The organism is Paenibacillus sophorae, assembly GCF_018966525.1.
Taxonomy (GTDB): Bacteria; Bacillota; Bacilli; order Paenibacillales; family Paenibacillaceae; genus Paenibacillus_AQ; species Paenibacillus_AQ sophorae.
The window spans coordinates 2,340,791-2,360,237 of the sequence record NZ_CP076607.1; the positions used below are offsets into that span (position 1 = coordinate 2,340,791).

17 protein-coding genes and 1 riboswitch are annotated in these 19,447 nt (G+C 53.8%); of the genes, 13 read left to right on the plus strand and 4 right to left on the minus strand.

Features of this window, described 5'->3' with window-relative positions; all coding sequences use genetic code 11:
- Window positions 1-115 precede the first annotated feature (115 nt).
- Window positions 116-469: a hypothetical protein gene (locus KP014_RS11130; RefSeq protein WP_036602931.1), complete on the minus strand. Its 354-nt coding sequence runs from the start codon at window positions 467-469 to the stop codon at window positions 116-118.
- Window positions 470-803: 334 nt separating this feature from the next.
- Between KP014_RS11130 and KP014_RS11135 the strand changes: the two genes are divergently transcribed.
- Genes KP014_RS11135 through KP014_RS11145 form a run of 3 tightly spaced genes read left to right on the plus strand, consistent with a single transcriptional unit; the run spans window position 804 to window position 3,238 of the window.
- On the plus strand, window positions 804-1,337 hold the full coding sequence (locus KP014_RS11135) for a DUF1572 family protein (protein ID WP_036602928.1): 534 nt from the start codon (window positions 804-806) through the stop codon (window positions 1,335-1,337).
- Window positions 1,338-1,355: 18 nt separating this feature from the next.
- Complete coding sequence (locus KP014_RS11140) at window positions 1,356-2,258, plus strand: aldo/keto reductase (protein ID WP_036602926.1); 903 nt, start codon at window positions 1,356-1,358, stop codon at window positions 2,256-2,258.
- A gap of 17 nt (window positions 2,259-2,275) precedes the next feature.
- Window positions 2,276-3,238: a 2-hydroxyacid dehydrogenase gene (locus KP014_RS11145; RefSeq protein WP_090834066.1), complete on the plus strand. Its 963-nt coding sequence runs from the start codon at window positions 2,276-2,278 to the stop codon at window positions 3,236-3,238.
- Window positions 3,239-3,312: 74 nt separating this feature from the next.
- On the opposite strand, the gene KP014_RS11150 is transcribed toward KP014_RS11145, so the two are convergent.
- Window positions 3,313-4,725, minus strand: coding sequence for an 8-oxoguanine deaminase (locus KP014_RS11150; protein ID WP_036587494.1), 1,413 nt, complete (start codon window positions 4,723-4,725; stop codon window positions 3,313-3,315).
- Window positions 4,726-4,779: 54 nt separating this feature from the next.
- A riboswitch (purine riboswitch) is annotated at window positions 4,780-4,878 on the minus strand.
- A 192-nt stretch (window positions 4,879-5,070) separates the two neighbouring features.
- On the opposite strand from KP014_RS11150, the gene KP014_RS11155 reads away from it, so the two are divergent.
- The 4 genes from KP014_RS11155 to KP014_RS11170 are packed head-to-tail and all read left to right on the plus strand — an operon-like array spanning window position 5,071 to window position 10,271.
- Window positions 5,071-6,537 carry a PTS mannitol transporter subunit IIBC gene (locus tag KP014_RS11155; protein ID WP_036587491.1) on the plus strand — a complete coding sequence of 489 codons (1,467 nt, stop codon included), beginning with the start codon at window positions 5,071-5,073 and terminating at the stop codon, window positions 6,535-6,537.
- A gap of 20 nt (window positions 6,538-6,557) precedes the next feature.
- The gene (locus KP014_RS11160) at window positions 6,558-8,633 is read left to right on the plus strand and encodes a BglG family transcription antiterminator (RefSeq protein WP_036587489.1); all 2,076 of its coding nucleotides are present in this window, start codon (window positions 6,558-6,560) and stop codon (window positions 8,631-8,633) included.
- Between the two features lie 16 nt (window positions 8,634-8,649).
- Window positions 8,650-9,087 carry a PTS mannitol transporter subunit IIA gene (locus tag KP014_RS11165; RefSeq protein WP_036587487.1) on the plus strand — a complete coding sequence of 146 codons (438 nt, stop codon included), beginning with the start codon at window positions 8,650-8,652 and terminating at the stop codon, window positions 9,085-9,087.
- On the plus strand, window positions 9,084-10,271 hold the full coding sequence (locus KP014_RS11170) for a mannitol-1-phosphate 5-dehydrogenase (RefSeq protein ID WP_051499232.1): 1,188 nt from the start codon (window positions 9,084-9,086) through the stop codon (window positions 10,269-10,271). The genes KP014_RS11165 and KP014_RS11170 overlap by 4 nt, the downstream gene beginning before the upstream one ends.
- A gap of 173 nt (window positions 10,272-10,444) precedes the next feature.
- Here the strand turns inward: KP014_RS11170 and KP014_RS11175 are convergent, their stop codons facing one another.
- The gene (locus KP014_RS11175; protein WP_036587485.1) at window positions 10,445-11,518 is read right to left on the minus strand and encodes a M42 family metallopeptidase; all 1,074 of its coding nucleotides are present in this window, start codon (window positions 11,516-11,518) and stop codon (window positions 10,445-10,447) included.
- A 477-nt stretch (window positions 11,519-11,995) separates the two neighbouring features.
- Here KP014_RS11175 and spoVAC point away from each other — a divergent pair, with 477 nt between their 5' ends.
- The 3 genes from spoVAC to spoVAE are packed head-to-tail and all read left to right on the plus strand — an operon-like array spanning window position 11,996 to window position 13,841.
- Complete coding sequence (gene spoVAC, locus KP014_RS11180) at window positions 11,996-12,463, plus strand: stage V sporulation protein AC (RefSeq protein WP_425517282.1); 468 nt, start codon at window positions 11,996-11,998, stop codon at window positions 12,461-12,463.
- Window positions 12,460-13,494, plus strand: coding sequence for a stage V sporulation protein AD (spoVAD, locus tag KP014_RS11185; protein WP_036587480.1), 1,035 nt, complete (start codon window positions 12,460-12,462; stop codon window positions 13,492-13,494). Before spoVAC ends, spoVAD begins: the two co-directional genes overlap by 4 nt.
- A complete protein-coding gene (gene spoVAE, locus KP014_RS11190) occupies window positions 13,491-13,841 on the plus strand; it encodes a stage V sporulation protein AE (protein ID WP_036587477.1) in 351 nt (116 codons plus the stop codon). Before spoVAD ends, spoVAE begins: the two co-directional genes overlap by 4 nt.
- Before the next feature lie 132 nt (window positions 13,842-13,973).
- On the opposite strand, the gene KP014_RS11195 is transcribed toward spoVAE, so the two are convergent.
- Window positions 13,974-14,666: a DinB family protein gene (locus KP014_RS11195; protein ID WP_036587475.1), complete on the minus strand. Its 693-nt coding sequence runs from the start codon at window positions 14,664-14,666 to the stop codon at window positions 13,974-13,976.
- A 258-nt stretch (window positions 14,667-14,924) separates the two neighbouring features.
- On the opposite strand from KP014_RS11195, the gene KP014_RS11200 reads away from it, so the two are divergent.
- Genes KP014_RS11200 through KP014_RS11210 form a run of 3 tightly spaced genes read left to right on the plus strand, consistent with a single transcriptional unit; the run spans window position 14,925 to window position 19,355 of the window.
- A complete protein-coding gene (locus KP014_RS11200) occupies window positions 14,925-15,881 on the plus strand; it encodes an AAA family ATPase (RefSeq protein WP_036587472.1) in 957 nt (318 codons plus the stop codon).
- Window position 15,882: 1 nt separating this feature from the next.
- Window positions 15,883-17,127, plus strand: a complete 1,245-nt coding sequence (locus KP014_RS11205) for a DUF58 domain-containing protein (protein ID WP_090834067.1) — start codon at window positions 15,883-15,885, stop codon at window positions 17,125-17,127.
- Window positions 17,124-19,355, plus strand: coding sequence for a transglutaminase TgpA family protein (locus tag KP014_RS11210; protein WP_090834068.1), 2,232 nt, complete (start codon window positions 17,124-17,126; stop codon window positions 19,353-19,355). The genes KP014_RS11205 and KP014_RS11210 overlap by 4 nt, the downstream gene beginning before the upstream one ends.
- Window positions 19,356-19,447 lie beyond the last annotated feature (92 nt).

The following is a 19,447-nucleotide window of genomic DNA, read 5'->3' on the forward strand; positions in this document are numbered from 1 at the left end:
GCACATGAACCACTGCTGAGATTTCAGCAGTGGTTTTTTATGCTTACAGGAGATTTTTGATTTGATTATTTATACTTACCCAAGCCGCTTTTTTGTCTTGACTGACGCGGCAAGCTCAGTCTCCGCCCCCACCGCCGCCGCAGTCTCCTCCGCCTCCGGCATCTCCGCCGAAGCTGTGTCCTCCGTGGGAATGGCCGCCAAAGCCGCCGAAATCATGCGAGCCTCCGTGATGTTCATGATGCTGGCCTCCGCCGTCGGAATCGCCGTGATGGTGATGATTTCGTTCATGGGAATGGGAATCACTGTGGGAGCTGCCGGTCAGGTCGGGGTTGGACAGCATAAACAGGGAAGGATCATATTCGGTGTCGTTCCGGGTTTTGCCGGGAGGCTTGCCGTGTCCGTCTCTTCGGATCATGCCGCTTACCAGCACAAAAGCCAAAACTACAATAAATATAAGGCCAATGCTCATGAAAGGCATTCTCTCCTAACTGTATTGAAATAACTAAATTATACCAGTGATGAAGGGAGATAGAAAGCCCCAAGCCTTTTCCGCGCTCCGCGTTGAAATGGATAAAGCGCAGCCGGGAAAGCTTGAAGCATGAGATATGGGATAGTCAAAGAACGTATCCTGTCAGCTATGACGTTGCAAAAGACGGCTCTTATGCCGATTTCTGTGCGGCTAAACCGTGTCGACGGGAAGCGAGGAGGGTTAATAATTAGGAGCCTTCGCCCGTTTGGCGGCATTTCGGGAAAATATGGTATGCTTGTACTAAGTCCATACGAAGCCCGAAGGGATGATGATAATGATTGAACTGGTCAAAGACGCGCTGGATTATATGAACAGTCAGCTAAATAGCATTGAAAAAAGCCTGCTGCTCCTGTCGGATGAGCAAATTTGGACAAAAATAAATCCTGGCATGAACAGCATCGGTAATTACTGCCTGCACCTTGCGGGCAACGAATATCAGAATTTCGTAACCGCTGTTGGCGGCAGGCCGTTGATTCGGGAGCGCTCCAAGGAATTTACCGCAGAGGGCGGTTTTTCCCGGGATGGGCTTGTCGAGAAGCTGAAAGAAGTGAGAAGCCAATCGGAAGCGATTCTCTCTTCTTTGTCGGAAGCGGACTTGAACCGTGAGGTTACCGTTCCTTATGATGTTGGAGACTGGAACCGGATGAAACGCGGGCAGGCTTCCGGAGAAGACGCCAAGGACGTCAAAAGCATTCGTACTCTTTTACTGAGGATATCGGCGCATTACGGCTATCATACCGGACAGATCGTTCTGTTGGCCAAAATTTTGTCCCGGACGGAGAAGCATATATCGGGAAATTATCATTAAGGAAAGAGGCGCATACCGATGACCAACTCCGTTAATGAAGCAAGCAAAACCGAAATCGAACAGGCCAATACCCGGAGCCGGATTGCGCTGCCGGATGGAGCGGCCGTGCCCCGAATCGGGCAGGGAACCTGGAATATCGGCGAGGATGCTTCCCGCAGGAGTGAAGAGGTGGAGGCGCTCAGGCTGGGAGTTGGGCTCGGGATGAATCTGATCGACACCGCGGAGATGTATGGGGAAGGACGCTCCGAGACTTTGGTGGGTGAAGCGATGCAGGGTATCCGGGACAAGGTTTTTCTTGTCTCCAAAGTATACCCGCATAACGCCGGGCTAAAGCGCATCGTCAAAAGCTGTGAGGACAGCCTAAATCGCCTGCGGACCGATTGTCTGGACTTGTACCTGCTGCACTGGAGAGGCAGCGTTCCGCTGGAGGAAACGGTAGAGGGCATGGAGCGGCTGGTGCAGCAGGGGAAAATTGCAAGATGGGGCGTATCCAATTTCGATACGGACGATATGGAAGAATTGTTCCGGCTTGCCCGGGGAACACACTGCGTAACGAACCAGGTATTGTACCATTTGGGATCGCGCGGGATTGAGTTCGATCTGCTCCCCTGGCAGCGTGAGAGACAAATGCCGCTTATGGCGTATTCACCGCTTGCCCAGGCAGGGGCGCTGCGGAAAGGCCTTGTCCAGAACGAAGCGGTCAGAGAAATTGCCGCGGCCCATGGAGCTTCTCCCCTGCAGGTTCTCCTTGCCTGGTGCATCCGGGAAGGAGACGTGATTGCGATTCCCAAAGCTGCTTCCCGCGAACATGTGCTTCAGAACGCGGCGGCGGCATTAATAGACTTAAGCGAGGAGGAATTACGGCTGCTCGATAAGGCGTTTCCCGAGCCGGTACGGAAAATGCCGCTGGATATAATTTGATACGGAGGAATGGATAGATGAAACCAAAAGCGCTTGTATACAGCAAACTACCCGAAGAAGTATTGGAATACGTAAGGGAGCACTGTGAAACGTCCAGTTTCGATGCCCCGGACAACACACCCGGCTCCCCTTTTACGGAAGCGCTGAAGGATGCGGAGGGACTGCTCGGGGCGGGACTGAAGGTCGATGCGGCATTTCTGGACCGTGCCCCCCAGCTGAAAATCGTGAGCAATATTTCCGTTGGATACGATAATTTAATTATTCCCGAAATCAGCCGACGCGGAATAATGGCGACCAATACACCGGGAGTTCTGAACGATACGGTAGCCGATACTATTTTCGGTCTGCTGGTGGCAACGGCGCGCCGGATGCCGGAGCTGGACCGTTATGTCCGGAACGGGCAGTGGAAGGATTCGAGAGATGACGTCCAGTTTGGCCTTGATGTGCATCATAAAACCCTTGGCATTATCGGACTTGGCGGTATCGGAGAGAAAATCGTTCAGCGCGCCCGGTTCGGATTCGATATGGATATTATTTATCATAACCGTTCGCGCAATCCCAAGCTGGAGGAACAGTACGGTGCGGTTTACCGCACACTCGACGAGCTGCTGGTGGAGGCGGATTTTGTGTGCCTCATGACGCCGCTAACGCCGGAGACCCGGGGGATGATCGGCGAACGCGAGTTTAAGCTAATGAAGAAGAGCGCTATTTTTATAAACGGATCAAGAGGGGCCACAGTCGATGAAGAGGCGTTGATCGAAGCGCTGCACAGCGGAACAATCTGGGCGGCAGGTCTGGATGTGTACGTGCAGGAGCCGCTTCCGGACAATCATCCGCTCCTTTCGCTCGATAATGCCGTTCTGCTGCCGCATATCGGTTCGGCTACACGGGAGACTAGGCTGGAAATGGCCTGGACGGCGGCGAGAAATCTGGTGGCGGGGCTTGAAGGCAAGACGCCTCCGAATCTGATTCAGGCATAATAGAAAAGAGCAGATTGCGAAAGATGCCCCGAATGCCATCTGGAATGACTTTCGGGGCATCTTTTTGGTGCGTGTCAGGCACGTCCGCGATGCTTGAGATAATTGACGCCGGTTCGTCTTGATGCCGTCAGAACCATCCGGAGAGCCGCGGCCCCCGCGGCTTCCGCAATCCGTTCTTCCTCGATATGCACGAGTCGTCCGTCTTTCACGACAATCCGTCCGCCGACGACCGTCATATCCACGTTCTGGCTGATACCTGTCACGACGGGCAGGGCCGTGTCGTTGAACAAAGCGCCGGCATACTCCAATCGGCGAGAGTCGATCATGAACAGGTCTCCGGCTTTGCCGACCTCTAAAGATCCGATCGCATCCTCCCAGCCGAGCACTCTCGAAGATCCGACCGTACCGAGCCATAAGCTTTCCTCAGCCGTAGGGCCTGCGCTTCCGGCGGTCAGCTTGTGCAGCAGGTAGGCTTGACGCGCTTCCCCAAGCAGATTGGACGCATCGTTGGATGCCGAACCGTCCACGCCGAGTCCGACGTGAACGCCCGCCTGCAGCATGCTCCGAACGGGGAACACCCCTGACGACAGCTTCATGTTGCTGCTCGGACAATGGGCGACCCCGCAGCCGCAGGCGCCCATCCTGTGTATTTCATCGCCGCTAAAATGGATGCCGTGCGCGTACCACACATCGCGGCCGATCCATCCCGTCTTCTCCATGTATTCCAGCGGACGGAGCCCAAGCTTCGCCAGACAGAAGTCTTCCTCATCCTTCGTCTCGGCCAGATGGGTATGCATCCGAACGCCGTAGCTGCGTGCCAAGCGGGCGGATTCCCGCAGCAGATCTTCGGACACCGAAAAAGGCGAGCAAGGCGCGACACCGACGCGAACCATGGCAAACTTGGAGGCGTCATGATAGGTTTCTATAACCCGGCGGGTGTCCCTTAGAATGACCTCGGCCGACTGTGTCACCTCATCCGGCGGAAGCCCTCCTTGCGACCTGCCAAGATTCATTGAGCCCCGCGTCGGGTAAAAACGGATGCCGAGCTCTCCGGCGGCGCGGATTTCTTCATCAATCAACTCTCCGCTGATTGCGTCCGGAAAACAGTAAAAGTGATCAGAAGCGGTCGTGCAGCCGGTCTTGAGCAGTTCGCCCAAACCAACCATTGCGCTCAGATATACATCCTCCGGCCGCATATGGCGCCAAATCTCGTACAGCGTCAGCAGCCAGTCGAACAGCTCGCAGTCCTGAGCCCACGGGATGTTCCGGGTGAATGTCTGATATAAATGATGGTGGGTGTTGATCAGCCCCGGATAAACGATCTTTCCCGATGCGTCAATGACGGTGTCGGCGTTCTCATAGGGGATGTTAGTCCCGATGGCTTTGATTTCCTGACCTTCGATGAACAGGCTTCCTCCCGGGTGACAGCGGCGCTCCGCATCCATGGTGATGATATTGCGGGCATTCTTGATCAGCAGTGTGCTCATGCTATACCTCCCATTATTAATTGAAATGCAAAAAATCCCAACCGCGAGCGCAATATAGTAGAATATTGCGTTCGTAGTTAGGATTTTTACGGACCCCAGTAGAGCCCCCGAACCGATTATCGGGGTTATACGAACAACCTGTGAAGTTGCTATTAGTATAAGTAGAACCCCAAATAGATGTCAACCATACTGCTCTTAAATGTTGTCAACAACGTTCATGACGAAACCATATTTACAATTTGGTGACAAAGAAAGCGCTTCGATTTATGATGGATTCATAGGAAATGACTTTCCTTCAAGTCTATTGAAAGGCTTTACATTTTATTAATTTAGGGGGAAAAATACATGGCTACACTGGCAACGAAGCAATCTGCATCCGGCGGTGCCCGGGTAAAGGTACAACAGCTCGGCCGTCTGTTAAGCGGAATGGTAATGCCCAATATCGGCGCATTTATCGCTTGGGGATTAATTACCGCTTTATTCATTCCGACAGGGTGGGCGCCTAACGAGCACCTGGCCAAGCTGGTAGGACCTGTCATCACTTATCTGCTGCCGCTTCTGATCGGTTACACAGGCGGAACGATGGTTCACGGCAAGCGCGGCGGGGTTATCGGGGCCTTGGTCACAATGGGCGTAATCATCGGCTCGGATATTCCGATGTTCCTGGGTGCGATGCTCGTCGGTCCCTTGGCCGGCTGGGTGTTGAAAATGTTTGACCGCGCGGTAGACGGCAAGATTAAAGCGGGCTTTGAAATGCTCGTCAACAACTTCTCGCTGGGCATCATCGGCGGTGCTCTGGCTCTGGGCGCTTACACTGGTATCGGACCTTCTATTCAAGGGTTGACGAACATCCTGTCGAGCGGCGTGCAATTTCTAGTCAACAATCACCTGCTGCCACTTGTCAACATTATCATTGAGCCGGCCAAGATACTGTTCCTGAACAACGCGATCAACCACGGGATCTTAAGCCCGATTGCTGTCCAGCAAGCAGCCAGCGCAGGCAAGTCGATTCTGTTCATGCTTGAATCCAATCCGGGTCCCGGTCTTGGCATTCTGCTGGCTTACTGGCTCGCAGGCAAGGGTTCGGCCAAGTCGTCCGCTCCCGGCGCAATCATCATTCACTTCCTGGGCGGTATTCACGAAATTTATTTCCCGTACATTCTGATGAATCCGCGTCTGATCCTGGCGGTCATCGGCGGCGGTGTGACAGGAACTTTCACCTTCCAACTTCTTGGAGCGGGCTTGTCGGCTTCCCCTTCGCCGGGCAGTATCTTTGCCTATATGGCCATGACGCCTAAAGGCGGATATCTTCCGATGTTTGCCGGCGTTATCGCAGCGACAGCCGTCTCCTTCTTAATTGCCTCGCTGCTGCTGAAGACCGTCAAGGAGAGCAAAGAAGAAATGGATCTGGAAGAAGCATCGGCCAAATTAAAAGGGATGAAAACGGCAGGCGCAGCGCCTCAAATCGCAACGGCTCAATCCGTAACAGCTCAAAATGCAACCGCCTCCATTGCGTCCGGAAATGTCCGCAGCAAAGGCGACGTCAAAAAAATCGTGTTTGCCTGCGACGCGGGCATGGGTTCCAGCGCCATGGGCGCCTCCGTGCTAAGAAAAAAATTGCAAAACGCCGGCGTTCATGTGACGGTAGTCAATTCCCCGGTCAGTGAAATTCCGACCGATGCCGACATTGTGGTTACGCAAAAGACACTGACAGACCGGGCAATCGCGAATAATCCGAAGGCCGAGCATATTTCAATTGATAATTTCCTGAAGAGTCCGAAATATGACGAACTGGTTGAACGCTTGAGTTAAGGCTTGCAGGAGGGTGCCTAATGATAAGGAAGATTACCGCCAGGCAGCGGCAGATGATTCAGCTGCTTCTGGACAATCGCGAGGAAATAACCGCTGCGGAAATCGCCGGGAACATCGGCGTTAGCGTGCGAACCGTCCACCGGGAGATGGAGGAAACCGAACACATCCTTCAGGATTTCGGGCTGACATTAAGCCGCAAATCCGGCAAGGGTATCCAAATGAACGGCCCGGAAACCGGACTAGGGCAGCTCAGGCACTTTTTGCGGGCGGAAAAACCTGCGGAATATTCCGGCGAGGAGCGAAAAATATTCGAGCTGTGCTCACTGATTGAGACGGAAGAGCCGCTAAAGCTGTTCGCCTTGGCACACACCTTGAAAGTAACAGTAGCTACCGTCAGCAACGATCTGGATGAACTGGAGCCATGGGTGCGCAAATTTGGACTACAGCTCGTTCGCAGAAGGGGCTATGGCGTCGAAATCGCCGGCGTCGAAGCCGACAAGCGGCGCGCACTTTGCAGGCTGGCAGCCGAGCATCTGGATCAGTCGGACCTGGTAGGCCGGGGGCCTCAACCCGAAGGAGAGGGAAGTCCGGTCTTCCGGAAGCTTCTCGCAGCTGTCGGACAGAGCAGACTGCTGAACGTGGAGAATATCCTGTGGGATATGGAGTGGAACTGGACGGCTGAACTGCCCGAGAGTGTCTACATGGAACTGCTGCTCGGCCTGTCCGTCGCCGTGAGGCGCTGGGAAATCGGAATGATCATCCGGAACTCCGAGGATGCGGCCTATTCGCTAATGACCGATCACCGGAATATTTCCGGCGCGGAACAGTTCGTCAAGCGGCTGGAGAACGAGATGAACTTTGCGCTTCCGAAAACGGAGCACTTATATATCGCTGAATTGTTTGACAGGGCGCAGGAGTCCAGTGCGCCAGATGATTTTGTGCATGGGGACATCGGACTGATGGGGATGGTATACCGTCTGACGGACCAGGTCGTCAAGCGCACCGGGTTCTCGTTCCATAGCGACCGTATTTTAAGAGAAGGTCTCCTTGAGCATGTCGAGCAGGCGCTCAGACGAATCCGCGAGGGCACCCGCATCCGCAATCCGCTGCTGGGACCCATCCGCAAGGATTACCAGTATCTGTTCCGCATTATCCGGGATGCGGTGGATGAATTGAAGCTGGATCTGGCCGTACCCGATGAGGAGATTGCCTTCCTGGTCATGCATTTCGGAGCCTCTACGGAACGGCTGAATCAACTGAAGCGGAATGTGCGAGCGATTCTAGTCTGTGCCAGCGGTCTAAGTTCATCCCGGCTGCTCGGAGAGCGGCTTAGAAAGGAAATGCCCCAACTTGAGATATTGGGCAATGTCTCCTGGTACGAGGCGGCCCGGATGCCGGAAGAGGACTACGACCTGATCATATCGACAATCGATCTTCCGATGGAAAAAGACAGATATATCCGAATTAGCCCGCTGCTGACGGCGGAAGAGATCGACAAACTTCTGCGCTACATCCAGAACAAGGCGCCGGCGGAAGACGGAAGCTCATCTGCCGGAGAAGAAGACCCGCCAGTGACAGGGGAATCGGTTATAGGCAGATTAAGGAGCTACAAAGGACTGCTCGATGAAATCGATGGGCTGGTCGAACGCTTCCGCTACTATTCACTGAGCAATGAAGGGATGGATCTGCAGGATACCATCGGTGCGATGTTTGATAAGCTGAGCGGCAGCGGCGTAACCGATGATCCGGAGACGCTGCGGAAGAGATTGCTGGAACGTGAAAAGATGGCCAGCCAGGTTATACCGGATACCAGTCTTGCTCTTTTTCATACACGCAGCAGCCATGTTCTCATGTCCTCGCTGACACTCTACCGGCTCCAGTCGCCGCTTACTTTGGACGGAAATACCGAGGTCAGAACGATTCTGCTAATGCTTGCCCCGAAGGTGCTGTCGAAGGAAAGCCTGGAAGTGCTTAGCGAGATAAGCGCAATGATGCTGGATACGGACCTGATGCGTCTGCTGGAGGAGAGGTCGGAGCAGGAGATCAGAACATATTTATCCGCCGAGCTTCTCCGTTTTTTCGAAAATAAAAAATGAAAGCGGGAGAAACCTAATGAGCATACTGTCAGAAAATAAAATTATGATGAACGCCGTCGCCAAAGACAAGTACGAGGCTATTGCAATCGCCGGCCAACTGCTGGTGGAGGGTGATCATGTCACGAAGGATTATATTCCGAAAATGCTGGAGCGGGAAGAAGTCGTATCCACATACATGGGAGGCGGACTCGCCATTCCCCACGGAACCAAGGATGCGAAGCCTTATATCAAATCCACGGGGCTGTCCATCGCCCGGTTTCCGGAAGGTGTTGATTTCGGAGGCGACGAGCCCGCGTTTGTGGTGATCGGCATAGCGGCCGCAGGAGATGAGCATATGGAAGTCCTTACTAATGTGGCTATGATTTTCACTGAAGACGACGCGATCGAACGGATTATGAACGCCGCAAGCCCTTTGGATATTATCGGGATTTTTGAGGGAGGCGTACAGGTATGAAGGCAGTTCATTTTGGAGCAGGCAACATCGGAAGAGGCTTTATCGGCCTGCTGCTGTCGCAATCGGGCTATGAAGTGACCTTTGTGGACGTGAATGAAAAAATGGTTCATGAACTGCGGGAACGCGGTGAATATACCGTTACACTGGCCAGCGAAGGACGGGAAACGGTGACGGTGAACAATGTAACTGCGCTCAGCAGCGCCTCCCAGGAAGAGGAGGTGATGCTGGCAGTCGCCAATGCACATCTTATAACAACGGCGGTAGGTGTTTCTGTTCTGAAGCATATCGCGGGTGTCATTGCCCAGGGTGTGGCCCTTCGGGTGGCGGACTCATCCGCCCCGCTTCATATCATCGCCTGCGAGAATGCAATAGGCGGCAGCGCGCAGCTTAAAGAGCTTGTCTACGCCAGACTTGACGAGGAAACGCGAAGCAAGGCTGATAAAACGATCGCTTTTCCAAACGCTGCAGTGGACCGGATCGTACCGATTCAGCAGCATAGGGATATTTTGAAAGTAGTCGTGGAGCCGTTTCATGAATGGGTCGTGGATTCCTCACAAATGATTCCAGGCTATCACCAAATTAAGGGAGTCCATTACGTCGACAATCTGGAGCCTTACATCGAGCGCAAACTGTTCACGGTGAATACCGGACACTGCTCGGCGGCCTATCTCGGCTATCTTCGCGGGTGGGAAACGATCCAGCAGGCGATGGAGGATGAAGAACTTACCGCCTCTGTGCGGGAAGTGCTCGAAGAGACAGGGGAATTACTGGTGCAAAAGCACGGCTTCGACCGTAAAGAGCATGGCAAATATATCGATAAAATTCTGGAACGCTTCAGAAATCCGGCGCTGACGGATGAAGTGTCCCGGGTCGGGCGTTCCCCGATCCGTAAGCTTTCCCCGGGTGACCGCCTCGTCTCACCCGCGATGCAAGCTTATGAGAGGGGCCTCGGCTTCTCGGCGCTGGCAAGATCGATGGCCGGGGCGCTGCTGTTCGATGTGATGGAAGATCCCGAAGCTGCCGAGCTTCAGGCTTCCGTGGCCAAAGCCGGAGCCCGGGCGTCGCTGGCCAAGTATACAGGGATTCCGCCAGGTCATAAGATTCATGAATTGGTCCTGAAACATTACGATGAATTAAAGCGTGTTAACGAATTGAAGCTGCTAAATGTATTAAAGCAAGCCTAGTTCCAAAAGTGGCTAACAAGGTAGTGAGCAGGGTGCAGATGGACAATTATATTAAAATTTGTGCCTTGATTATGCACATGCAAGCCACTGGAAAAAGCCCGTACGGACCCCTAATGGCCCGGCGGGCTTTCAATTATTTCAGCATGTGTCCCGCTTCCGCAAAGGATCATGCTTCAGCTTCGCTCAATAATAGTCTGCAAAGTAGTATGATCGAGTCCTTCTACCAGCTTGATCAGCAGTTCTCTGGCCGCGTCGATATCGTCGGTATGGATCATGGATGCGGAAGTATGAATATACCGCGAGCAGATGCCGATCACGGCGGAGGGAATGCCGATTCCGCTTACGTGAACCTGGCCTGCATCCGTCCCGCCCTGGGAGACAAAATACTGATACTTGATCCGGTGTGTATCTGCCGTATCCTGTACATATTCCAGCATCCCGCGATGGGTAATCATCGTTGGATCAAAGATGCGCAGCAGCGCGCCATCGCCAAGCCGCCCGAACGCCTTCTTGTCCCCTGTCATGTCCGAGGCGGCACTTGCGTCAAGTCCGAAGAAAATATCCGGCTGAAGAAGGTTGGCCGACGTTTGCGCACCCCGCAGGCCGACTTCTTCCTGTACGGTAGCGCCGGCAAAGACGGTGTTCGGCAGCTTTTTACCGCTGAGCGCCTTGACCAGCTCAATGGCAAGCCCGACGCCGTAACGGTTGTCCCATGCTTTGGCCAATATTTTTTTCGGATTGGCAAGCGGGGTAAAGGGACAGACGGGAACGATCTGCTGGCCGAGAGCAGCGCCGAATTCCATCGCTTCCTCGCGGCTTTCCGCGCCGATATCGATGAACATCGATTTGATGTCACCGCCCTTTGCGCGCTCTTCCTGGCTGAGCAGATGTATTGGCGTACTGCCGACGACACCCGTAATCGCCCCTTTAGGCGTAATAATTTGCAGCCGCTGGGAGCTGACCGCCGAAGCCAGCCAGCCGCCAAGCGGCTGAAAACGGATCATTCCGTTATCGGTTATTCCGGTAACCATAAAGCCTACTTCGTCAAAATGGCCGGCTACCATAATTTTCGGCCCGTTAACATCGCCGCGAAGCACACCGAACAGGCTGCCGAGACGGTCATGGACAAATTCATCGGTATACGGAGCCATGGCTTCTTTTACAAGCTTGCGCAGTTCACGTTCGAAACCGGGGGCGGAAGGTAATTCGGTAAGGGTTTTGAACATATTAAGTGTTTCCTGGTTCATCTAGCCTCTCTCCTTTACTACCGTATAGTATGAACTTTCGCCACCGGGTTGTCCATTGGACCGAGGTCATAAAGGATCGGGAACGCTCCGCAAAAAAAGGTCGTCGGTCTTTGAAATATGCGTTTTGCACAGGTCTGAAGCTTACACCCGGCTGGAAGGCGGCGAATATAATGCTGTCAGGGCGTTAGAAAGGTCGGAGCCCTGAAAAGGAGCGGGAGAAGGATGATTAAGTCTGAAGCGGAGCGCGAAGCCATCATTATTTTAGTGCTGTTTTTGCTGCTTGTCGCAGTGCTGCTGTATTTTTCCTGATACTTAATGTCATAAGGAAACGCCGGACGGCGAACAATAAAGGAAAATCTTCTATGCGAAGTCGGTTGATCGTCCTTAATGCGTATTTGTGCAAGCGGACTTAAGTCTTCGCCAAACCTTTAGGAGGTGCCTTCATTGCCGGCAAAAACCAAACGTTCGGGGGTCAAGCTGCAGCTTGATTCCCTGACTCCGCAAGTTTACAAGCAGATGGCCAAAAAGCACGAACCTTCCAGGCCCGTACTTAAAAACTGCTTTCGCGCTTTTCTGTCGGGCGGCCTGATTTGCGTGATTGGACAGGCTATCCAGGGAGCGTTTATGGCTAACTTCAACATGAGTTCAAAGCAGGCGGCGAGCCCGACCGTTGCGGTAATGATCCTAATCTCCGTCATTCTCACCTGCTTCGGCGTATATGACAAGCTTGCCCAGTGGTGCGGCGCAGGGACGGCCGTTCCCGTAACCGGCTTCGCCAACAGCATGTGCTCAGCTGCGCTTGAACATCGTGCCGAAGGGATCGTGCTGGGCGTGGGAGCCAATATGTTCAAGCTTGCGGGCTCGGTTATTGTCTTCGGAGTCGTAGCCGCTTTTGTTGTCGGCATCGTCTACATCTTTCTTGGCCATGGGGGAGGACATTTATGAAGCAGCTGGGCAAGCAGACGTGGCAGTTCACATCCAAACCCGCCATTCTTGGCGCTTCGGCGGTAGTGGGACCGGAAGAAGGCGAGGGGCCGCTCGCCTCGGATTTTGACTTCATATACGATAGTTTGAAGATGGACGAGAAGACCTGGGAGAAAGCGGAGCGCCGGCTCTTTGAAAAGGCGATCCGTCTGGCCATGATCAATGCGGGGATTAAGCAGGAGGAGCTGGAGTTTTTCGTTGGCGGCGATCTGATGAACCAGATTATCAGCGCTTCTTTCGCGGCCAAAAAGCTCGGCACTCCCTATATCGGTGTATTCGGCGCTTGCTCCACCTCTATGGAAAGTTTGGCGGTCGCATCCATGATCGTGGATTCTGGGGGAGCGAAATATGCGCTGGCCGGAACCGCCAGCCATAACTGTACGGTGGAGAAGCAATTCCGGTATCCCACCGAATACGGATCGCAAAAACCGCCGACGGCGCAGTATACCGTTACGGGCTCCGGCTGCGCGATTATTACCCGGAATGACGGAACCCAGACCGGACCGTTTGTCACTGCCGCAACCATTGGCAAAGTTATGGATTTTGATATTAAAGACCCTTTTAACATGGGCTCTGCCATGGCTCCCGCCGCGGCGGATACGATCACGGCGCATTTTCGCGATACGGGGTTGTCTCCGGGTTATTACGATTTGATCGTGACCGGCGATCTTGCCTCGGTCGGATTGCCCATAACAAAGGAACTGCTCGCTAAAGAAGGAATTCCGATGGAACAGACCGAATTCACCGATTGCGGGCTGCTGATTTACGACCGGGAAAGACAGAAATATGTCATCGCGGGAGGCAGCGGATGCGGCTGTTCGGCGACCGTCACCTATGGACATATTTTGAAACGGATGAAAAAAGGACAACTGAAGCGCGTTCTCGTCGTTGCCACAGGAGCACTGCTCTCGCCGCTGACGTATCAGCAGGGTGAGAGCATACCTTGTATAGCGCATGCGGTTGCGCTGGAGAGCGGAGGTGAGCAAGCATGATATTTGTGTGGGCATTTCTGGTCGGAGGCCTGATCTGTGTAATCGGCCAGCTGATGATGGATGTGATTAAGCTGACTCCGGCGCATACGATGAGCACGCTCGTGGTCGCCGGGGCGATAGCGGACGCGGTCGGAATATACGATCCGCTCATAAAATTCGCCGGCGCGGGCGCATCCATACCGATTACCAGTTTCGGCAACTCGCTGGTGCACGGCGCGCTTATCGAGCTGGAACAGGTTGGCTGGATCGGTGTAGTCACCGGGATCTTCAACATTACGAGCGCCGGTATATCCTCGGCAATCGTATTTTCTTTCCTGGCTGCGCTGGTTGTGCGGCCAAAGGGCTGACTTGCTTGCCAAACCCGCCGGACATCGCTCCGGCGGGTTCTTTTGCGAAAAAAGGAAAGTATCACCGTATCGCTGGAAGCATTGGCCCCTAGGAGAATGGCGCGGCCGTTTCTTCTTGGCCTATCTGCCTCGTTACCGGCGCCGTTGAAGCTTGCTTTTGATCCGCATCGCTTTGTTCAGGTGAACGAAGTTATGCCGTGTCGCGGGCATCAGCATCAAGCCGCCTATTGTTTTTCCGCTCCAGTAGTCGGTCAGCCAGCCAGCTTTTTCCGTAACCGCGCCTTGCTCCCGGACAGCCTTGATCCGTCCCGGATCCACTTTTTGTCTGAATTGCCCCGGCTCCAGAGAAGTTATAATTTCATTTGTCCTCCGCCCGACAGCCCGCCGATAAGCAAGCAGACCCTCAATCCCAATTTCAGCGCTGAGTTCCGTCATTTCTTCTTCAGTCATCTCGTTACCGGAATGGAGGAACCGGATATTCAGCTCCTGGGGCATTCCGTCTGTATCCAGAACCTGCCCCGTGCCCGCTACCAGCATGTTCATAGTGATATCTTCTATCCTGGCGCTGTGCCACAGATGCCAAACTATGGAATTCCGCGTATCGGGAGACTGCACGGGATAGCATCGCATTGTCTCCTCCCGGGTGTCTTTAAGAAGCAAATCCTCATAACCAAAAGGTCCATTCGCCTCTCCTTCAGCCGCATACAACTGAGCACGCAGCCGCAGCAGCAGAGAGACAGACTCCTTATGCTCATTCGGTATGAGAATCATGGCTGTCAGATGTTTGTGATCTTCATTCCATGCCTTGCGTTGTTCTGCGTTCATCCCGGGCCTCCCAATGTTTGAGGAAATATTGTCAATTTAATGATTCTTTCAATATTATGGAAATCCTTCTGTGCAACGCAGAATTTTAATAGGTCAATCAAGATTATTTGCAGATAAAACAAGCAACAAATATATATATATATATATATATATATTCATCTTAACCGTTTTCAAAACCGGCCGAATGTACTTTGTCCCTCTTAATCATGTAAAATAGTAAGTATACTGTTTATTCTGACTTAGGAGGTTTTACTATATATGCCCGTTAGCCACGAATCGATGCAAATCGTAAATGCCGTCCGCGCCAATCTGGAATCCTGTATTCTCGGAAAATCGTTTGAAATAGAGCTGCTGCTTACTGCCTTGCTTGCAGGCGGCCATGTCCTGATCGAGGATGTCCCGGGAACGGGCAAAACCCAGCTGATCCGAGCGCTGGCAAGATCCATCTCCGGAGACTACCGCCGGATTCAGTGCAATCCAGACATTCTGCCGAGCGATATTACCGGTGTATCGGTGTATCATCCCCGGGATGAGATGTTCCACTTCCGTCCGGGACCGGTAATGACGAATATCCTGCTTGCCGACGAAATCAACAGGGCTACGACCAAGACGCAGTCTGCGCTGCTGGAGGTCATGGAGGAACGCAACGTAACGGTGGACGGGGAGACCTATGCGCTTCCGCATCCGTTCATGCTGTGCGCCACGCAGAATCCGATTGACTTCGAAGGCACGTACACGCTGCCCGAAGCGCAGCTCGACCGCTTCATGCTTCGAATCAGCCTTGGGTATCCCGATGCGGCCACGGAAAGAAATCTGCTCCTGACCCATCAGGAAGGCCAGCCGGTGAATAAGCTTCAGCCGGTAACGGGAATGGAAAGAATAGCATCCATTCAAGACGAAATCCGCGAGGTGTATATCAGCGAGCCGGTTCTAGGCTACCTCCTCGATATTGTCCGCGGCACCAGAGAACATCCGATGGTCCTGCTCGGCGCCAGCCCCCGTGCAGCGCTGTCTTATATGATGGCATGCAAGGCCTTCGCCTTCTTGCAGGAGCGCGACTATGTGCTGCCGGATGATGTGAAGTCGCTGGCTCCATATACGCTCGGCCACCGCATCCTGCTGCGTCCCGAATCCCGGCTGGATAACGTCAGCGCGGATACACTGCTGAACAATCTTCTGCAGAGTATCCAGGTGCCCGTGACAATGAGGCAATAAAATGAGACGCTATTTGTCCGCAGCCGCCGTGAGGCTGCCGGCCAAGCTGGCCGGAATTGCCGCGGTTTGGTGTGTTACCCTGCTGTATGTTCTGTTTCAAGGCGGCAAAACGTCGTTCATGCTGTTCACTATGGTGTCGGTCCTGATGGTATATCTGCTTGCCGGCGGATTTACCGGAGTACGCAGAGCCCGGGGCGCCCGTACCCTTCTCACCGACGGAGAGAAGTCCGATTTGCTCTATGCGGGAGGCCATCTGCACGTCAAGCTCGAAATTGCGCTCCCCGGCCTTCTGCCGATTCCTTTTGTTGTTGTCCGTGAAATGCTCAAAAGGCATAATGGAGAGTCCTGGATTTTTGAGGAAAGCTTTGTTCCGAACTTTAAAGGACAGGGGGAACTTAGATTCCAAACGCCACCGCTCGAACGCGGCCGCTATTCTTTTTCCGAGACGGGAATTTCCAGCGAGGATATTTTCGGGCTGGTCGAGCACAAAGGAAGCTTTCTCGCGCAGGGACAGTTCCGGGTGCTGCCCCGCATCGTCCATATCCCGAGATGGGTGCTGTACGAACGGAATTCGCGGATTTCCGGGCCCCAGGTTTCGCTGGCTCAGTCACGGCGGGAGACGACGCAGATCAACGGCGTCCGCGATTACGTGTACGGCGACCGCCTAAGCCGCATTCACTGGAATGCGACGGCCAAGACCGGGGCATGGAAATCCAAGGAATTCGAGCATGAATCGCTGCCCAAAACGATGCTTATTCTCGACGGAACCGCCTCGGCTTACGCCTCTTCCGCGCAGTTCGAGCTTGCCGTCTCGGCAGCGGCCTCTCTGCTTGGGTTTGGCGTGCGGGAACGGATTGGCATCGGACTGTGCTGTCTCGACAAAAATACCAAAGTATTCGCCCCTGCGGAGAGCGCCGCGGAGCGGCAGAAGATGGTTCAATATCTGATCGATATCAACGGGGAGGGCAGAGGCCCTCTGGTTCCCCGGCTGGAAAAGGGATACCGCATGTTTCCGAAAGGAGCTTACTTCGTGCTGATCAGCCCGCAGACAGACGGAAATGTGCTGCAGACACTGCAGTGGGCCGAGAGCAGAGGGATGACCCCCTGTCACATCCACGTACTGAACCCTGCGGGTTCGCACCGCGGCAACAAATGGCCCAGCGAGCTTCATTCCCGCGGTATCATGGGGCATAGTGTAAGCTCGCTTCGTGAACTGCCCGCTGCGCTTGGAGGGGATGGACGATGAAGAACTGGTGGAACCTAATGAAATCGTCCTGGCACCGGTCTTTCGGTCTGCTGTGGATGGTCATCATAGCTTTGCAGTGGCTTTCTTTCACCGACCCGATCTGGCTGCAGCAGACGAGCACCGCGGTGTTGATCACGCTGGCGGCCGCAGCAGTTATTGAAATTTTGCTGCCGATTTCCATCCTGTACCGCATCATGATCGAAGCGGCTACAGTTCTGTATATTGTATACCGGACCATCCAATATTACGGACTTTATATCCCATTTCCTTCGGCGCCGATTGACGAACATCTGACCGATACTTTATCGCAGATGACGCCATATCTCTGGTTCGCTCTCGCAGGTTGGGCGATTATGCTGTCGGCCTCCTTACTGGTAACGACCAAGAGCCGTATTTTGCTGTTTATCGGCATGAATATCGCGGCATTCGCGGCGCTGGATTCCTTCACGCCCTCGGTGCTGTGGCAGGAAGTCGCCTGGACGGTGTTCGCCGGGCTGGGCTGGCTGGTGAGCAATCATCTAAAGAGCTTTCAGTTGCGTTATCCCAGAGGCTGGAAATATCTCATTGATTATCCGCTCAAAATATCAGTGAATATCGCCGTTATTTTTGCGCTGGTCATTCTTACCGGCGTGAATGCGCCGGCGGTCAAGCCCACGTTGACCGATCCTTATACGGCCTGGAGGGAATGGAACGGCAGCGGCGCGCCGCAAGATAATAGAGCGGACAATACTGGAACCGAATCAAGCGGCACAGGCTCGTCAGGGACGGCTTCCGGATACAGCCTCAATGATGCCAATCTCGGAGGAGGCTTCGCTTTTGACTACTCTCCGGTGATGTCGGTCACCTCGTCTTCGCGCATCTATATGCGCGGGGAGACAAGAAACGTATACTCCGGCACAGGATGGAGCGATAACCTCCGCAGCAAACAAGGGCGCCTAGAGCCGGCGGAGGTTGGGGAGGCGCTGGAGAATGACTATGCGTCGTCTACTCCCACTCAGGAGCTGCAGTATACCGTCCGTATGCTCAGCAATAACCGGTACCCGGTGCTGTTCGGCGCCTATTCCATTTCCAGAATCGATTCTATTAACGGTGAAAAAGAAACTGGCGGGATGTCATGGCGCAGCCGGGACGGCGAATTGTTGATTAACGGCGCTGATTCCGCTCCATACCCGAAGACGTATGAGCTGACTTCCGAGCTGCCCGTCGTTCCGGTTCAGGAACTGAGCGCAAAGACATTCTCCGACCTGTATGGCGGAAAGGATATTCCGAACCAGTTCCTGCAGCTTCCAAATAATTTTCCCGAAAGAGTGCAGAATCTGGCCCGTGAAATTACGGCACAGGCACAGACGCCGTATGAAAAGACGATGCTTCTGCAACAATATTTACAACAAACGTTTCCGTACACAAATGAACCCGACTTGTCCCTCAAAAAAAGCAGGGATTTTGTGGAAGGCTTTCTGTTTGAGATTAAAGAGGGCTACTGTGACTATTATTCCACGGCTCTTGTGACCATGGCCCGTTCGCTGGATATTCCAGCCCGTTGGGTTAAGGGCTATGCGCCGGGAGAACAGGCCCAGCTTCCCGACAGCCTTGCCGTGCGGCAGGGAGAGGCCGTGAACAACAACTATACGATTACCAACGCCGACGCCCATTCCTGGGCCGAGGTATACTTCGGGGATTACGGCTGGATTCCGGTAGAGGCAACGCCCGGCTTCAATGCCCCGCTGCTGACGCAAAGCGAGTCCGATCCGCAGCCCGAAGCATCCGAAGCTCCGAATGCAGATGCGCAGGATGAAGAGCAGGCTGCAGGTACGGGTTCCGATGAAAGCAGCTTGTCCGTGGGAACGTGGGTCGTTGCCGCAGCGGCTGTTATTGTAGCCGGTTGGGCGGCGTTTCTGCTGTGGCAGCACCGGTCCGACCTTCGCTTTCTGCTGCAGAGAATCCGCAGCGGACGGCCATTGTCTTCCGCCGAGAAAATTGTGGCTGAGACGGAGCGCTGGGTAGCCTTCATGCGCCGGAAAGGCTTCTCCAGAGACAAGCATGAGACCCTTAGGGAATCGGTTTCCCGGTGGAGAGGTGAGCGTCCGGGTGCGTCGGAAAGTCTATCGGCGCTGCTCGGCTGGTTCGAGAAGGCAAAATACAGCCCCGAAGTAATTGAAGACAAAGACTGGCAAGCCGTGTATACTGAAACTTTGCGGCTGCGAAAGAGTCTGAAGCTGACGAAATGAACGGCAGATAACCGGCGATTTCTCTATCTAACAATCATTTCCGAAGAGTAAAGATTATGATATAGTTTGTCGTATGAAATCGAGGTGAACGT

Coding starts and splice junctions, on each gene's coding strand:
- KP014_RS11130 (WP_036602931.1), bottom strand. CDS start 469: ATGAGCATTGGCCTTATATTTATTGTAGTTTTGGCTTTTGTGCTGGTA.
- KP014_RS11135 (WP_036602928.1), top strand. CDS start 804: ATGATTGAACTGGTCAAAGACGCGCTGGATTATATGAACAGTCAGCTA.
- KP014_RS11140 (WP_036602926.1), top strand. CDS start 1,356: ATGACCAACTCCGTTAATGAAGCAAGCAAAACCGAAATCGAACAGGCC.
- KP014_RS11145 (WP_090834066.1), top strand. CDS start 2,276: ATGAAACCAAAAGCGCTTGTATACAGCAAACTACCCGAAGAAGTATTG.
- KP014_RS11150 (WP_036587494.1), bottom strand. CDS start 4,725: ATGAGCACACTGCTGATCAAGAATGCCCGCAATATCATCACCATGGAT.
- KP014_RS11155 (WP_036587491.1), top strand. CDS start 5,071: ATGGCTACACTGGCAACGAAGCAATCTGCATCCGGCGGTGCCCGGGTA.
- KP014_RS11160 (WP_036587489.1), top strand. CDS start 6,558: ATGATAAGGAAGATTACCGCCAGGCAGCGGCAGATGATTCAGCTGCTT.
- KP014_RS11165 (WP_036587487.1), top strand. CDS start 8,650: ATGAGCATACTGTCAGAAAATAAAATTATGATGAACGCCGTCGCCAAA.
- KP014_RS11170 (WP_051499232.1), top strand. CDS start 9,084: ATGAAGGCAGTTCATTTTGGAGCAGGCAACATCGGAAGAGGCTTTATC.
- KP014_RS11175 (WP_036587485.1), bottom strand. CDS start 11,518: ATGAACCAGGAAACACTTAATATGTTCAAAACCCTTACCGAATTACCT.
- spoVAD (WP_036587480.1), top strand. CDS start 12,460: ATGAAGCAGCTGGGCAAGCAGACGTGGCAGTTCACATCCAAACCCGCC.
- spoVAE (WP_036587477.1), top strand. CDS start 13,491: ATGATATTTGTGTGGGCATTTCTGGTCGGAGGCCTGATCTGTGTAATC.
- KP014_RS11195 (WP_036587475.1), bottom strand. CDS start 14,666: ATGAACGCAGAACAACGCAAGGCATGGAATGAAGATCACAAACATCTG.
- KP014_RS11200 (WP_036587472.1), top strand. CDS start 14,925: ATGCCCGTTAGCCACGAATCGATGCAAATCGTAAATGCCGTCCGCGCC.
- KP014_RS11205 (WP_090834067.1), top strand. CDS start 15,883: ATGAGACGCTATTTGTCCGCAGCCGCCGTGAGGCTGCCGGCCAAGCTG.
- KP014_RS11210 (WP_090834068.1), top strand. CDS start 17,124: ATGAAGAACTGGTGGAACCTAATGAAATCGTCCTGGCACCGGTCTTTC.